2 protein-coding genes are annotated in these 1,059 nt (G+C 43.8%); both read left to right on the forward strand.

All coding sequences use genetic code 11. The annotated features are described in order from the left end of the window. A partial coding sequence (locus tag A3739_RS03685) for a DUF2058 domain-containing protein (RefSeq protein WP_068500367.1) occupies positions 1–381 on the forward strand: 381 nt, incomplete at its 5' end. Positions 382–487: 106 nt separating this feature from the next. Continuing rightward, positions 488–1,059 (forward strand): aminotransferase class III-fold pyridoxal phosphate-dependent enzyme (locus tag A3739_RS03690; protein ID WP_156502324.1); only part of this gene is annotated, 572 nt, incomplete at its 3' end.

Below are 1,059 nucleotides of genomic sequence, written 5' to 3' on the forward strand. Positions count from 1 at the left end.
CAAGCGAAAGCGGAGAGAGATCGCGAACTTAACGCAGAGCGCAATGAAGAGTTAAAAGAGCGCGAAATTATCGCGCAGGTCAAACAATTGATCTCGGTCAATAAGTTGAGTGTTGATGGTGAGTTAGGATACCAATTCGCAGATGGTTCCAAAATTCAAAAACTCTATGTCGATGAGGCTAGTCAAACAGCTTTAGCCAAAGGGCGACTTTCTATCGTGCGCGATGCACAAAGTTATGCAGTGGTAGCCAGCCAAGTCGCAGAAAAAATTAAACAACGCAAGCCAGAGTTTGTTGTTGTGTTGAACGAAAAGGCATCTCAAGAAGTTGATGAAGATGATCCTTATAAGGATTATCAAATCCCTGACGATTTAATGTGGTAAATCGCCTGATTTTTTATATTTGCGCTATCTTTAGTGCAGCGTTACAACTCGTCGCTTTTACTGGGCTTGTAAGACGGCGATTGACAATGATAGGTAGAAGATAAATATGTCTGAGAATACTCCATTAGATAGAAGTGTTTTTGATCAAGTAATGGTGCCGAATTACGCACCCTCGGCCGTGATTCCTGTTAAAGGGGCCGGTTCTCGTGTTTGGGATCAAAACGGTCGTGAGTATATTGATTTTGCGGGCGGCATAGCAGTGAGTGCTTTAGGGCATACGCATCCGAGACTTGTTAGCACCTTAAAAGAGCAAGCTGAGAAGCTATGGCATGTCAGTAATGTGATGACAAATGAACCAGCGTTGCGTTTAGCGAGCTTGCTGACAGAACGAACATTTGCAGAACGAGTGTTCTTTGCGAACTCAGGAGCAGAGGCAAATGAAGCTGCATTTAAGTTAGTGCGTAAATACGCGCATGATCACTACGGCGAAGATAAAAACGAAATTCTATCTTTCTACAGCAGTTTTCATGGCCGTACATTGTTCACAGTTTCTGTAGGAGGCCAAGCTAAATATACGGAAGGGTTTGAGCCTGTTCCTGGCGGTATTACGCACGCGAACTATAACGATCTAGCTAGTGTTGAAGCGGTGATTTCAGATAAAACCTGCGCGGTTGTGAT

It is taken from the genome of Oleiphilus sp. HI0067 (genome assembly GCF_001635735.1).